This window comes from Paenibacillus sp. FSL H8-0280, assembly GCF_045040665.1.
Lineage (GTDB): Bacteria > Bacillota > Bacilli > Paenibacillales > Paenibacillaceae > Paenibacillus > Paenibacillus xylanexedens_A.
Genome location: NZ_CP150296.1, coordinates 5,734,520 through 5,748,070, shown reverse-complemented (window position 1 = coordinate 5,748,070; position 13,551 = coordinate 5,734,520). Strand labels below are relative to the sequence as shown.

General features: G+C 47.3%; 11 protein-coding genes. 10 read left to right on the top strand and 1 reads right to left on the bottom strand.

What is annotated here, in order from left to right:
* Window positions 1-228: 228 nt before the first annotated feature.
* Complete coding sequence (locus tag MHI12_RS25005) at window positions 229-1,404, bottom strand: MFS transporter (protein ID WP_405170631.1); 1,176 nt, start codon at window positions 1,402-1,404, stop codon at window positions 229-231.
* A gap of 190 nt (window positions 1,405-1,594) precedes the next feature.
* Here MHI12_RS25005 and MHI12_RS25000 point away from each other — a divergent pair, with 190 nt between their 5' ends.
* The 10 genes from MHI12_RS25000 (at window position 1,595) to MHI12_RS24955 (ending at window position 13,533) form a co-directional block, all read left to right on the top strand.
* Window positions 1,595-2,077, top strand: a complete 483-nt coding sequence (locus tag MHI12_RS25000) for an ATPase (RefSeq protein WP_174806458.1) — start codon at window positions 1,595-1,597, stop codon at window positions 2,075-2,077.
* A 69-nt stretch (window positions 2,078-2,146) separates the two neighbouring features.
* Entirely contained in the window at window positions 2,147-3,241 is a 1,095-nt protein-coding gene (locus MHI12_RS24995) for a transglutaminase domain-containing protein (protein WP_405173049.1), read from the top strand.
* 105 nt (window positions 3,242-3,346) lie between these two features.
* On the top strand, window positions 3,347-5,383 hold the full coding sequence (locus MHI12_RS24990) for a penicillin-binding transpeptidase domain-containing protein (RefSeq protein ID WP_338588495.1): 2,037 nt from the start codon (window positions 3,347-3,349) through the stop codon (window positions 5,381-5,383).
* A 369-nt stretch (window positions 5,384-5,752) separates the two neighbouring features.
* Window positions 5,753-7,732 (top strand): peptidoglycan D,D-transpeptidase FtsI family protein, encoded by a 1,980-nt coding sequence (locus MHI12_RS24985; RefSeq protein ID WP_405170630.1) that lies wholly within the window; start codon window positions 5,753-5,755, stop codon window positions 7,730-7,732.
* Between the two features lie 237 nt (window positions 7,733-7,969).
* The gene (locus MHI12_RS24980; protein ID WP_405173048.1) at window positions 7,970-8,914 is read left to right on the top strand and encodes a metal ABC transporter solute-binding protein, Zn/Mn family; all 945 of its coding nucleotides are present in this window, start codon (window positions 7,970-7,972) and stop codon (window positions 8,912-8,914) included.
* A gap of 30 nt (window positions 8,915-8,944) precedes the next feature.
* On the top strand, window positions 8,945-9,766 hold the full coding sequence (locus MHI12_RS24975) for a metal ABC transporter ATP-binding protein (RefSeq protein ID WP_235193917.1): 822 nt from the start codon (window positions 8,945-8,947) through the stop codon (window positions 9,764-9,766).
* Window positions 9,767-9,769: 3 nt separating this feature from the next.
* Entirely contained in the window at window positions 9,770-10,729 is a 960-nt protein-coding gene (locus MHI12_RS24970; protein WP_405170629.1) for a metal ABC transporter permease, read from the top strand.
* On the top strand, window positions 10,729-11,601 hold the full coding sequence (locus tag MHI12_RS24965) for a metal ABC transporter permease (RefSeq protein WP_405170628.1): 873 nt from the start codon (window positions 10,729-10,731) through the stop codon (window positions 11,599-11,601). Before MHI12_RS24970 ends, MHI12_RS24965 begins: the two co-directional genes overlap by 1 nt.
* Window positions 11,602-12,288: 687 nt before the next feature.
* A complete protein-coding gene (locus MHI12_RS24960; protein ID WP_405170627.1) occupies window positions 12,289-13,038 on the top strand; it encodes a Cof-type HAD-IIB family hydrolase in 750 nt (249 codons plus the stop codon).
* A 54-nt stretch (window positions 13,039-13,092) separates the two neighbouring features.
* Window positions 13,093-13,533, top strand: a complete 441-nt coding sequence (locus MHI12_RS24955; protein ID WP_047841365.1) for a DUF456 domain-containing protein — start codon at window positions 13,093-13,095, stop codon at window positions 13,531-13,533.
* Window positions 13,534-13,551 lie beyond the last annotated feature (18 nt).

Genomic DNA, 13,551 nt, shown 5'->3' with positions numbered 1-13,551 from the left:
TTCCGTTCCCTTCACTACTTTTGGCTAATTGTTCAACCTTAATGATCTTCAATAAGATAAAACCTTCGGTGATTGTAAAAGATAAATTTCCCAGTTAGCTTTTATCAACGTGTAAAACGTTAGTCCATTTTATATAGTTTAGCTGTAAATGGGGGAATGATGCAAAGCTAATGAAAATACAGGCCTAATTGTTGTCATAACGTTAGGGAAGAAGAGCTTGATACAGGTCTAATTTAATATACTTTTGGGATCGGACAGGGAAGCTTCGCGTCTGGATGTATAGTATGGAAGCAGCAGCATACCAATCATTAACAAAAGAAACGCGATGAAATAGGGTGATAAACCTACACGGAGTTGCCCGGCAGTGATGGGGCCGATGAAAGAGCCGATGGAGGTGGCAATGGATTGCAGCGAGAAAATGCGGCCCAACTTGCTTCCTCCGCTCAGACGGATAAATAGGGTAGCCATAGCTGGAAAGATGATGCCTTTGGACATCCCAAGTACAAATAACACGGTGGACAACGGAACTTGCGGAATGGCGGCCATCACAAAAAAACACAAGGACATTAACAGCACGCCAGCAACCAGACGCAGCTTGGGGGAATACCGGTTGAGAAATAACATGCTGAGTGTGAAGAGTGCCCCAATACTTATAATAGAGAACAGCAGTCCGGTAGACATGATGGACGATTGTCCTCCGCCCCGCAGGGGTAATTCGAAGAAGAGAATCCCTTGGGCACAGGCAATCACCAGAGGCAAGGCAAAGTATCGCCAGGACACCGGCAGGAATGCACTTGTGGCATCTGCTGGTGAAACGTCAAGTTTGGCAGGTACCGTTACTTTCTCATGCTGTTTGACGATACCACGAGGCATGGTCATGAAAGCAATGACACCTGTGAGAATAAGCAGATAGCCCAATCCTGAGAATGTAGCAGAGAATCCCATGGAACCCACAATGATCGCACCGGCTGCTGGCGATACCACAGATGCGAGGGTATGTACTACCCCGTGACCCGACATATACTTCCCCTGTTTCACCGGATCGCTGGATAACTGTGCAAGCAGGGCGAGACATGCAGGAGACAGGAAGGCCAGTACAAAACCGCTGATGGAACGCAGCGCCAGCAGTTGCCATGGTGTCTGGACATAGGCTTGCAGGAGCAGGATGAATCCTGCACCGAGTAGACTAAATACAATGTAGCGGCGACTGCCATGTTTATCGATTTGTGTTCCAGCAATCAGATTGCCAGGAAGATGTGTTAAGGAATAGATGCCCATCATCCAGCCAATGAAAGTAGGGGCGGCTCCCAGCGAGATGGCAAAAGGGGTCAGAATGGGATACTGGGCGTGCAAATCAAATACGGCAAGGAACAAAAACAGGTATAGCCAGATGGCCGTTTTCACATAAGCCCCTCCTTGTTAAGCGATGCATGTTCCAATTACAGGTATTGAACGTGTTCCCCGTTCGCCCGGCAGAACCTCATGGTACTACTTGTACGCCCGGCGGGACGAACTTAGACCGTTTATTTTTAAGGGAGAGGGCTTAGCTGACAGCAGCTTCGGAAATCATGTATAATATTCGGGAGTGTTACGAATGAATTCTAATACGGAAGGTGTAGTCATGAACATAGAAGTAATCAAAGAGTTTGTGATGCAGAACTGGCTGGTGATCGTGGTTGCATTGATCATATTGTTCTTTGTTCTGAATGTGGTCAAAACCGTATTGAAATGGGCGATTGCCATCATCATTATTGCGGCTCTACTGATATACAGCGGCATCTCCATTGATCAGATCAAACAGACAGTGACAGACGTACAATCCAGTACGATGGACACATTGAAGAAGGAAGCAACCAGCATGATGCTGAAGGAGGCTTCCAAAGCAAAATACGTCAAAGGACAGGATGGAGCGTTCACCATCACAAGTCCCAATGTGGAGATTAAGGGCAGAACTCAATCGGATAAAGTTGATGTTACTTTCCGCGGAATTTCACTTGGCGAATGGAAACTCGACAATGAAACCATACGTACGTTTGTCGAACAGGCACAGGAGAACAAAACAGCACCAGCATCGTAGTAAAGGGGGAATCGGTACGTGCTGCAGAATTGGCTGGACAGCCTAAAGGAATTGAATGGCATCACGATTATGCTGCTGCTGATTGTGGCTGCTTCATTATTGCAGGGTTGGTCCAGAGGGGCTTCGCGTTCAGCAGGCAGACTCTTCGGGTTCCTGATGGATGGCATTATGGCGGTCATTGGTATTCTGTTGTCGATCGGTTTAACGTTGTGGCTTGCACCATATGTACAGCAGTGGCTGTCTGAGTATGCTTCAGCCATGCCTAACCGTGAGTTGAACCGGTGGGAACAGATGTATTATACGTTGGTTACGGCGATTGCAGATTTTCCGCTGATGCGGTTCGCTGTTTTATTTGTACTTAGCTATGGACTCATCCGATTGATTCTCGGGTTTCTTTCTTCATTTATTTTCAGCAGCAGGCAGGGGTCAGCCGAGGAAAGTGCGCCTAAAGGTATGTTTAGTCGGTTGACTGGTGCATTTATTGGCACGATCATAGGCTCCGTCCGCGGAATGATTGTCATTGCGGTTTTGTTCATGATAGTCAGTCTTTATCCCGGTAGTATGTTCAGCCGATATGTGGAGGCATCTCCGATCTATATGCAAGGGGCCAAATCGGTTATTGAACCGTTGTCTGGCACGTTTATCAAGGACAAGCTTCCCGTATTCACGCAGGCTGTGCAGAAGGAACTGGGCGGCATCCTGCAACGCAAATATGAAGTCATCGACCACAATATTCCGACGGACATTGAATCTGCCGCGAGAGAGGTTGTCAAAGGTCAATCGACAGATGAAGCCAAAGCAAGAGCGCTATACGACTGGGTAGGTTCACGTATTCAGTATGACTATGGTAAAGTGGATGACTATGAGCAAAAGGGCATATGGCATGAACAGAACCCACAGAATACATTTGATACGCGTAAAGGTGTATGTATTGATTATGCCCGTCTCTATGCGGTGATGGCCCGTTCACAAGGACTTGAAGTCAAAGTTGTTACAGGACTTGGTTATAACGGCCAGGGAGGGTACGGTCCACATGCGTGGAATGAAGTTTATTTGAGTGATTCCGAGAGCTGGGTTCCGCTTGACCCGACATGGGCGATCAGTGGAGACTGGTTTAATCCTCCGAATTTTGCCGACACCCATCTAAAGGATCAGTCAGCTTAACATTACAACGGACATGGGTCCGGAATATGACGACGTTGCCAAGTTATCATGCCGCGAAGCATCTGTTTGAGCGGTATGCATCAAGTCATGAAAGAGGTAGGATGGATGAAAAAGCATTCCAATGAGAAGGATGAACTTACAGACAAACGGCGCTTCAGTTACCGAATGAACGTATTTTTCTTCGCTTCCTTTGTTATTTTTAGCGTTATTATTGTACGCTTGGCCTTTTTGCAATTTGTGGAAGGGCCTGAACTCAGTCAGGAAGAAGCAAGTAACATTACCAAGGATGTACCACTTCCTCCTGTGCGAGGCACGATCTATGATTCCACAGGTGAAGTGAAGCTGGCTTATTCCAAGCCCATTCAGTCTCTCTACCTGACGCTTTATAAAAACTATGGGGATGTTGATGGGAAACCGAGTCCTAACATAGGGGAAGTACAGGATATTGCAACCCGGTTGCATGATGTATTTGAACAGTACAAGCTGAAGGATTCAGAGTCACTTACAGTGGAGAAAATTATTGAAGAGATGGACTTGAACTCCCGCAAAGCGAACGGTTTTATGCCGCGTCTGATCAAGAGTGATCTGTCCGAGGAAGAAGTTGCTTATTTCCTACAGCACAAGGACGAGTTCAAAGGTATTCAGATCGTCGAAGAGAGTGTACGTTTCTACGATCCGGATACGGTAGCGGTTCAGACCATCGGTTATCTGAAGAAGTTCAGAAGTTCGAAGTCCTTGGACAAATACAAAGAGGTGGACGAGGCCAATAAAACGCAAACGGACCCGGGCCTGGTGTATACGGAAAATGAATTTGTAGGCTTTGATGGACTGGAACTGCAATATCAGGATGCTCTCCGCGGCAAAAGCGGATATACATCCGTTGATGTTGATTTGCGTAATTTACCTGAAGGTGTAGCAGGTTCTACCCCTCCGCAGAAAGGGTACGACCTGATTTCCAGCATTAACAAAAACGTTCAGGTGAAAACAGAACAGGCCATTCTGGATCAGTTGAGTTGGCTTCATCGGAATCAGGTTTCCGGTCGATTGCATCCAAATGCCAAGACCGGATTTGCAGTTGCGATGGAAGTGGATACCGGGAAAATCGTATCTGCTGCCAGTATGCCAGATTATGATACCAACATCTGGAGAACAGGCAGTATCACCAATGATCAGTATGATGATATCAAATATGTGTATCAAAATGGTACGATTCGTTCATTCCCTCCGGATGACTCTAAAAAGCGAGCTGAATCGATCGTGCTACTCGGTTCCACCATCAAACCGCTTAGTGTCTTGATCGGTTTGAAAGAAGGTTTCTTCACTACCAATACGGTTTATTCGGATAGAGGTTCAACGACCTTTGGTGGGGACAATCGCAGAGTGCAGAACTCATCAGGGCATGTGTATGGTGCAATGTATCCTCGTGATGCGATTCGTCATTCCTCGAACGTATTCATGATTGATGAGATTGGGAAGAAGATGTACTCAAAATACGGTGCGACCGGAATTGACAAATGGGATGAATACATGAAGCAGTTCGGCCTTGGGGTATCTACAGGGGTTGATCTGCCGAATGAATTCCTGGGCATACGGGATTACATGAACGACACGGAAAGCTCACTGACTCGTCTCGTGTATGGTTCCTTTGGACAGCAGGGAAAATACACAACCATGCAGTTAGCACAGTACACGACAATGCTGGCGAACAAAGGAAAGCGGATGGAGCCACAACTGGTTAGAGAGTTCCGGGATTCTGAAGGCAACGTGGTCGAGAAAGTAAAACCTAAGGTACTCAGCACGGTGGAGTTTAACGATGCCTACTGGAATGAAGTACAACGAGGCATGGCAACCGAGGTATCTGCATTTAGTGGATTCCCTTATGACTTTGCTAGAAAAACAGGAACATCGACACAGGTAGTAGGCGGTAAACTGGTGGATAACGGTGTATTTATCGCCTATGCACCACGTAATAATCCAAAGCTTGCTGTCGCTGTGGTTATCCCCGAAGGGGGCTTTGGATCGAGCAGTGCGGCTCCGGTTGCACGTGCGATCTTCGATGCCTATGACGAGGAATTCGGTCTCGACGGTGTACCGAAAAAGGACAAAAATAAAGATTCAGATTCGGAATCAGGCACACAGTAATGTGAGGCATTGGTTACAGAGGGGACCCTTCGTGGGTCCTCTTTTTTGTTTTTACGTGGAGAATGGATCGTAAGAGTGAACTAATTAGTTGCATTAATATGTAACCATATGAGCTGAACCACGTTTATATAAAGGAAGGGTAAACGCGATCTGGGGAACGGGATAACGTTGATATGTCAGTGTTTACATTAAAATCGGTAGATTGGGTAGTGTAACGGTTCTGTTTACGAAAATGTAACCAAATATTGAAAGACGTGACAGCTAACCTTTGGTAGACTTGTATGAGAAAGGATTAAATATAGGATTGAACACGTTCACAAGACGGATTAAATATTTTATTTTTATAAATGAACGGGAGAGGCTTATAACATGTTTAACCGATTGAGGAAGAAACCCATGACTGAGGAAGATACACCCGTCAACAAGCCTTCCACCGCAAGGCTGAATCTGTTTTTTTTCGCGGCATTTGTCATATTCAGTATCCTTATTTTCAGATTAGCCTTTGTGCAATTTGTCGAGGGTCCTGAACTGACGTATATGGAAACGAGTCGTAATACCAAAGACATTCCACTCGCACCTGTTCGTGGTCCCATCTATGATGCGACAGGGGAAGTCGCGCTCGCTTATTCCGAACCTGTACAGTCCCTGTATGTGCTGTTATATGAGGATTATCGGAATGATGAACGTAGACAGGAAGCAGAGGAACTGGCTCATGATCTGGCGGCTGTGTTTAAGCAGTTTAATCCAGGGGACAAAGAGCAGCCGGATGCGGAAGAGATCATCAAACGATTGGATCTCAAATCTCAGAAGGCACATGGGTATACCCCTCGCCTAGTGAAGTCGGATCTAAACACGAAAGAAATTGCTTATTTTATGGAGAAGAAGGCGGAGTATCCAGGTGCCATGGTACTGGAAGAAAACATTCGAAAATATGATCCGGATGGAGTTGCCGTCCAGGTGATTGGATATACAAGAGAGTTCAAAGGTCAGCAGGAAAACTTGAAAAAATATATAGAAATAAGCAAGGCGGAGGCAACAGAACGTGATCCTGGACTGCGCTATACCCAACAAGAAAAGGTTGGAGTTGATGGCTTGGAATTTCAGTATCAGGAAGAGCTTCGTGGACGTAGCGGTTACCAGTCCATTGATATTAATTCACGTAATTTGCCAGAGGGCACGATGAAACAGACTCCGCCAGAGAAAGGTTACAGTCTGGTTTCCACCATTAACAAGGAAATTCAGATGGCCGCACAAGAGGCGATAACGGACGAATTGCGCAGACTGCCCAAGGCAATTACAGGATACGCAGTAGCCATGGAAGTAGATACGGGAAATGTGGTGGCTATGGCGAGTATGCCGGATTATGATCCGAACGATTGGGATTATGACAAAATCAAATTTGTGTTCCGGAATGGAACCACTGAGTCGTTCCCACCGAATGATGCCAAGCCTAGTCGCGCGGAATCCGTAGTACTTCTTGGATCGGTAATCAAACCGTTAAGTGTACTTATTGGATTGAAAGAGGGGTTATTTACAGCAGGACAGACCTATCACGATCCGGGATATGCCATTCTGGGGAAAGACGGACGACAAGTGAGGAACTCGCATTCTGCGTATAATGGTTCCATTACCGCTAGAAAAGCGATCGAGAAATCGTCCAATGCGTTCATGATCGATATGGTGGGTAAACGTTTGTTGAGCAAATATGGCTCGATTAAGGGTGTTAAAGTATGGGACGAACACATGAAAGAATTCGGATTGGGTGTGTCTACGGGTATCGATTTACCCAATGAATACCTAGGTACTTTGGAATATAATAAGGATGAATATGAATCAGCTTTAACACGTTTGGCATTTGCCTCCTTTGGACAGCAAGCCAAGTACACCACGATGCAACTCGCCCAATACACGACCATGCTTGCCAATAAGGGCAAACGGATGGAACCACATCTGGTGAAGGAAATCCGTGACGCGGACGGCAATGTGGTGAAAGAGATCAAACCTAAGGTGCTTAATGAAGTTGATTTTGCCGAGGCGCACTGGAATGAAGTGCACAAAGGAATGGTTACCAAAGTAAGTTCATTTGACGGTTTCCCTTACGATTATGCTCGGAAAACAGGAACATCAGAGCAGGGGACCGGACCGAACAAAAAAGAGAATGGTGTATTTATTGCCTTTGCACCACGAGATAATCCGAAGCTTGCTGTTGCTGTTGTTGTACCGGAAGGTGGGTTCGGGTCAGTCAGTGCCTCGCCGATTGCACGGAAAATCTTCGATGCATACGATGAAGTGTATGGTCTCGATGGAACGCCAAAAGGTAAGAAAGACGAAGGAAAAGACAACGAGTAATGTAAAAGAAATGCGGCAGATGTAGCGCTTTTACATCACATCTAACAGGTTAATGAAGTGAACAATATATGAATTTGGACAGGCAGGGGAAATAATCCCTTGCCTTTTTTTTTGGCTTCGGATAAAATTTGCACAAGGGAAACATTATTAGTCTTGATTAAAACTTAATACCTTGTACAACAAAATTAGATGTAGACAAGTATTTTAGGAGAGGGAAAGGGGTCGGTTGAATTGTTAATGGTGAAAATGAGGAGTATTCAGAGGGGGGTCATTACTCTAGCGGCTCTGGTTCTGGTTGTTGTACTTACGGCATGTTCCAGTGATGCAGAGACGAGCAGTGGTGGCAAGCTGCAAGTAACCGCTACAACGGGAATGATCGCTGACGTAGCACGTGAGGTAGGCGGGGCATATGTTGACGTTACCGGGCTAATGGGCCCGGGAGTTGACCCCCACTTGTACAAGGCATCGCAAGGAGATATTCGCAAGCTGGAACAAGCAAAAGTCATTTTCTATAATGGACTGCATCTCGAAGGCAAAATGACAGACATTTTGGAGAAAATGTCCTCTAGCAAACTGGTTACTGCCGTTACAGAGACTATTCCAGTCGAGGAGTTGCACTCAGGCAAAGATACAGGCGGCACCGAATATGATCCACACGTCTGGTTTAACGTCAGCCACTGGATGCATGCGACAGAAGCCGTACGCGATACGCTCGTGGAGGCGGACCCGGACCATGCGGAAGAATTCAAGGCTCAGGCAGAGGCATATCTGGCGAAGCTCGAAGCACTGGATGCCGAGGTGCGCGAGAAGATTCTGGAGATTCCGGAAGCAAGCCGGGTTTTGGTTACGGCGCATGATGCATTTGGATATTTTGGTCAGGCTTATGGCATGAAAGTGATGGGGCTTCAGGGCATCAGTACAGCAGCCGAATACGGTGCAAAAGATGTTAGCGAACTGCGGGATTATCTCGTAGATAACCATATCAAAGCAGTATTTGTTGAATCGAGTGTACCTGCAAAAGCGATGGAAGCCATCATTGCTGGAGCAGCTCAAAAAGGACATACGGTCAGCATTGGTGGAGAACTGTTTTCGGATGCCATGGGGGCTGAGGGAACGGAAGAAGGCACATACATCGGTATGATTCGCCACAATGTTGAGACGATTGTAGAAGCACTGAAATAATGAATCACATGAAGAGAGGAGTACAGGATTATGGAAGATACAACTTTATTGAAACAAACTCCTACGAAACTGAACAATAGTCACTTGCAGGGAACGCAGCCAACATCGGCTCCTCTTAGTGTGAGGGATCTGGCTGTTGCGTATCACAAAAAGCCGGTGCTTAGCAGTGTATCCTTCGATATTCCGGAAGGACAGCTCATCGGAATTCTTGGACCAAATGGTGCAGGGAAATCAACACTGATCAAAGCTGTGCTAGGACTGGTGCCGAAGATGCATGGAGAGGTACGGATCTTCGGACAATCGTACAGGGAACAACGTCGCCGCATCGGTTATGTGCCCCAACGGGAATCGGTGGACTGGGATTTTCCAACGCATGCACTCGATGTGGTGATGATGGGACGGTATGGTCATCTAGGATGGTTCCGTCGTCCGGGGAAAAAGGAGCGAGACCTGGCGGCACACTGCCTGGAGCAAGTCGGCATGGGCGATTACATGTACCGCCAGATCAGTCAGCTGTCCGGTGGGCAGCAGCAACGTGTCTTTCTGGCGCGGGCACTCGTGCAAGACGCAGATCTGTATTTCATGGATGAGCCGTTTGCAGGTGTGGATGCCACCACAGAGAAAGCGATCATTTCGCTTTTGGAACAGTTGAAGAAACAAGGCAAGACCGTACTGGTTGTTCACCATGATCTGGCGACAGTCGAGGAATACTTCGACCATGTGCTGCTGCTCAATGGACGACTGGTGGCAGGTGGACCGACAAGTGAAGTATTTGTACCGGATACACTGCAAGAGACGTACGGAGGCCGGATTGCGATGATCGGAAGCCGGACGGAGAAAGGCCAGGTGTAGTGCATGTGGAACTGGATCGTTGCCATCTTATCGGACCCCAATACACGTTGGATATTGCTTGGCTGTCTGTTGTTAGGATTCAGTAGCGGAATTATTGGCTCCTTCACCTTTCTTCGTAAACAGAGCCTGATGGGGGACACCCTTGCTCATGCTGCTCTGCCTGGGATCTGTATTGCATTTATGTTGACGGAAACGAAGTCGGTCGGATTATTCCTGTTCGGTGCTCTGGTGGCTGGCATTGTCGCTACCTTCGGAATCTCGTGGATTACGCGCTACTCCCGAATCAAGCAGGATGCGGCGATGGGAATTGTGCTGACCGTCTTTTTCGGGGTTGGTGTAGTGATGCTGACGCGCATCCAGCATGGGGCGAGCGGAAGTCAAAGTGGACTCGATAAATATTTGTTTGGGCAGGCGGCATCCATGGTCATGACGGATGTGTATGTCATGGGTGGGGTATGTCTTGTATTACTGATTGCCTGTCTTGCCTGGTTCAAGGAATTCAAACTGGTGAGTTTTGACCCAGGCTTTGCAAGAGGTATGGGACTGCCAGTTGCCATGTTAGAGCAGCTCATTTTGCTCTTAACGGTAATCGCGGTGGTGGCCGGAATACAAGCCGTTGGTGTCGTGCTTGTTGCAGCCTTGCTGGTAACCCCAGCAGCAGCGGCACGGTGCTGGACCGACTCACTTGCACTGATGGTGGTATTGGCAGGCATATTTGGTGCATTGAGTGGTGCAACAGGGACCATCTTCAGTACGCTTGTACCTAATCTGCCGACAGGACCTGTAACCGTTCTTGCGGCTACGGTGTTGTTTGCCGGGTCAGCCTTGCTGGCTCCGCGTCGTGGATTATTAGCTCGACGGTTTCGTAGTATTCAGGCAAAATCGGCGTATATGCGTGAAGAGCGGGCTACACTTCAGACTCTCGCCACACAGCGAAATCAGCAGGAACGGGGGGAGATGTAATGGCAACGTTTTGGATTATCTTGACGGCCGTATTGGTATCTTCCGCCTGCGCCATCCTCGGTTGTTTTCTGATTCTACGGCGAATGGCTCTGGTCGGTGATGCGATCAGCCATGCGGTTCTCCCTGGTATTGCGATTGCTTTCCTGTGGAGTGGTTCCAGAGATTCATTGTGGATGCTGCTCGGCGCAACGGTGTTTGGACTACTGACGGTGTTCTTCATACAGAGTTTGCAGGCGGGTGGACTTTCGTCGGATGCCTCGATCGGAATTGTGTTTACAGCACTCTTCGCCGTAGGGGTCATTCTGATTAGTCTGAACGCCCAGCATATTGATCTGGATCTGGACTGTGTCTTGTTTGGTGAGATCGCTTATGTACAGTGGGATACACTAACCCTTGGAGGTACGGATGTCGGGCCGAGGGCGGTCTGGATGCTGGGTATCACTTTTCTAGTCATCCTCGTCGTTATTGGGTTGTTCTACAAACAGTTCAAGCTATGTGCCTTCGATCCGGCGCTGGCTGCGGCCTGCGGCATTCCAGTAGTGCTGTTCCACTATCTGCTCATGGGACTCGTTTCGATGACGTCCGTAGCTTCATTTGAGAGTGTTGGTTCGATTCTCGTTGTGGGCATGCTGATTGTACCTGCGGCAACGGCTTACCTGCTCACAGATCGTCTGGGCAAAATGATACTGTATGCCGTCCTGATCGGAGCAGCATCCTCGGTTGGAGGTTACATCATGGCATACGCCCTGGATGCTTCCATTGCGGGCTGCATGGTAGCTGTTGCTGGGATTTTGTTTGTTCTTGCACTGTTGCTGTCACCGAAACATGGCATCGTATTCCGTTACGCTCGTCGCAAATTCGCGGCACGGTAATTGAAGTTTAAGTGAATAACAGGTGAATAAACAAAATTACAAGAAGCCGTCTGCATTGCAGACGGTTTTTGCGTGGCTTGTCTTATTCTTTTTGCAGGGGAGTCTAATTATAGATATGCAATATAAAATGATAATGTAGCGTCATCCTGCCGATTACGGGTTATTTTGTTGCATACAGATGATCTGTGGTAAAATGTCGTTAGCTGTGACGTCCGGAGCGTCCGTTTTTACAGATGCCGGGCGATCTTGTTGTGAGAGAATGTTTAAAATAGATAAAGAGAACCTTTTAGTTGAACTGGAGAACCATTGTGGAACGTAAAGGGCAGAAAGGACCTAGAGAAGGGAAATTTGTTTATGAATTTCCTTCTTGATGTTAGGTGTTATGAGCTCTAAATACAAAGGTGATGTAGTGAAGGGTACGGAATCGATCTGAAGAAGCGATAGCGTTCGCCTTTGTCTCCGAATTTCTAACCTTTAAGAAGAGAGAATCTAGAAAATTCGGAGACAACAGCGATCGGAAGACGATCCGTACACGTAACGATTACCTCGTATAATCTCAATACACTAAAGAAAAAGGTAATTCTAAAACAAAGATACTACGACTCGAAAGGTTTTCTGCCCGCGTAGTGCCTGAATGGATATCCATGAGTTCAACTTGGAGAGAGACAACCTAGGAGGAACTACTGTATGAGTGAACTGAAATACAAATTGCTTGCATTGGATATGGATGGAACATTACTTAACGATAATCATGAAATTACACAGGAGACCGCCAAGTGGATTCAGATTGCCATTCGTCGTGGTGTGCATGTGTGCCTTTCCACGGGAAGAGCCGTATTCCACGCGATGCCTTATGCGGTCCAGCTTGGGCTTGAGACACCGATGGTTACCGTTAACGGTAGTGAGGTCTGGAGAGCACCGCATGATCTGCATATGCGTCATCTGATGGACCCGGCATTGATTCGCAAAATGCAGGAGATCGGTGAGAAATATAACAGCTGGTACTGGGCATACTCCGTGGAAGAACTCTTCAATCGTGACCGCTGGACGGACAATATTGAAGGTCTGGAATGGTTGAAATTCGGCTTCAATACCGAAGTGGATGAAGTCCGTCACCAGATCATGATGGAACTGCAACAAATGGGTGGTCTGCAAATGACGAATTCTTCACCCGTTAATATTGAGATCAACCCTGCTGGCGTATCCAAAGCCAGTGGTGTAGCCGAAGTCTGCAAGCTGCTGGGCATCGAGATGTCCGAAGTTGTTGCTGTCGGAGACAGTTTGAATGATCTGGCTGTCATTGAGGCCGTGGGTCTTGGTGTGGCTATGGGCAATGCGCAGGAGCAGGTGAAGGAAGCGGCTGATCTGATCGTAGCGAGTAACAATGAAGACGGCATCGTCGAAGTGATCCGTGAACATATTTTGAAGGGGGAGTAACCTTTGCTCGCAACCGTTGCCTGGATTTTAATTGTACTGCTGTTTGCAGTGGGGATGGCTGGAACGGTATATCCCATACTGCCTGGTGCTGTAGCGATTTTCTTCGCATTTCTGGTCTACGGCTGGTTCTTCAGCTTTGATCCGTTTGGTGTGTGGTTCTGGATCATTCAGATTCTGATTGTTGTTGTGTTGTTTGTGGCTGATTATGTCGTCAGCGCTTGGGGCGTGAAGAAGTTCGGTGGCTCCAAGTTATCAACAACGCTGAGTACTATTGGTGTTATCATTGGGCCATTTGTCATTCCGGCATTCGGACTGGTGCTGGGACCATTTATCGGTGCTTTTATCGGGGAACTGATCGGAGGGTCTTCACCTTCCAAAGCGTCAAAAGTTGGATTTGGTTCCGTTGTGGGGCTATTTACGAGTACTGTGATGAAAATTATTTTGCAAATCGTCATGATTGTTCTCTTTATTATCTGGGTGGTAAGATTCGCCTAAACGTTCAGGATTAGCTTC

Excerpts from the sequence above, each read along its gene's own strand:
- MHI12_RS24965 (WP_405170628.1), top strand. The coding sequence starts at position 10,729 with ATGGCAACGTTTTGGATTATCTTGACGGCCGTATTGGTATCTTCCGCC.
- MHI12_RS24975 (WP_235193917.1), top strand. The coding sequence starts at position 8,945 with ATGGAAGATACAACTTTATTGAAACAAACTCCTACGAAACTGAACAAT.
- MHI12_RS24970 (WP_405170629.1), top strand. The coding sequence starts at position 9,770 with ATGTGGAACTGGATCGTTGCCATCTTATCGGACCCCAATACACGTTGG.
- MHI12_RS24980 (WP_405173048.1), top strand. The coding sequence starts at position 7,970 with ATGGTGAAAATGAGGAGTATTCAGAGGGGGGTCATTACTCTAGCGGCT.
- MHI12_RS24985 (WP_405170630.1), top strand. The coding sequence starts at position 5,753 with ATGTTTAACCGATTGAGGAAGAAACCCATGACTGAGGAAGATACACCC.
- MHI12_RS24955 (WP_047841365.1), top strand. The coding sequence starts at position 13,093 with ATGGCTGGAACGGTATATCCCATACTGCCTGGTGCTGTAGCGATTTTC.
- MHI12_RS25000 (WP_174806458.1), top strand. The coding sequence starts at position 1,595 with ATGAATTCTAATACGGAAGGTGTAGTCATGAACATAGAAGTAATCAAA.
- MHI12_RS24990 (WP_338588495.1), top strand. The coding sequence starts at position 3,347 with ATGAAAAAGCATTCCAATGAGAAGGATGAACTTACAGACAAACGGCGC.
- MHI12_RS24960 (WP_405170627.1), top strand. The coding sequence starts at position 12,289 with ATGAGTGAACTGAAATACAAATTGCTTGCATTGGATATGGATGGAACA.
- MHI12_RS24995 (WP_405173049.1), top strand. The coding sequence starts at position 2,147 with ATGCTGCTGCTGATTGTGGCTGCTTCATTATTGCAGGGTTGGTCCAGA.